A 437-nucleotide genomic window follows, 5' to 3' on the forward strand; every position below is an offset into this window, starting at 1 on the left:
GAAGAGAGATCGTTATTGCCGGAAGAAATTTCCGACGCACCGCGCCAGATATTGTCCGTACCACTGCGAATCGCCCCTACCGCATCACGCAGGCTGTCCTGCATCGCACGCAGCAACGGCACCAGTTTACCCACGCAGTTACGACCGAAATCATGCACCGGCTGGCTGAGATCGCCATCGGCAATGGTCCGGAAGTGTTCACGGATAGTGTCCAGCGGACGCACCAGCATCACAACCAGATAGCGGTCGGTAAACAGCAAAATCACCAGACCGGCGATCACTGCCGCAACAATAATGATTTTGGTCATCTGCGTCAGATGATCGACGGTCACCCGGGTATCATCCAGCATGGTTGACGCAGCAATATTAAACTTCTCGGCACTGGCGCCAAACGCGCGGCTCAGTGGCGGGGTGACATTGCGCGACTGCTGACGATA

The 437-nt window shown here is 56.1% G+C and carries 1 protein-coding gene; it reads right to left on the bottom strand.

Features of this window, described 5'->3' with window-relative positions; all coding sequences use genetic code 11:
* Nucleotides 1-437 (bottom strand): HAMP domain-containing protein (locus tag ACSZO1_RS22740; RefSeq protein ID WP_437616679.1); only part of this gene is annotated, 437 nt, incomplete at both ends.

Origin of the sequence: Erwinia sp. V71 (assembly GCF_965644245.1) — a bacterium.
Lineage (GTDB): Bacteria > Pseudomonadota > Gammaproteobacteria > Enterobacterales > Enterobacteriaceae > Erwinia.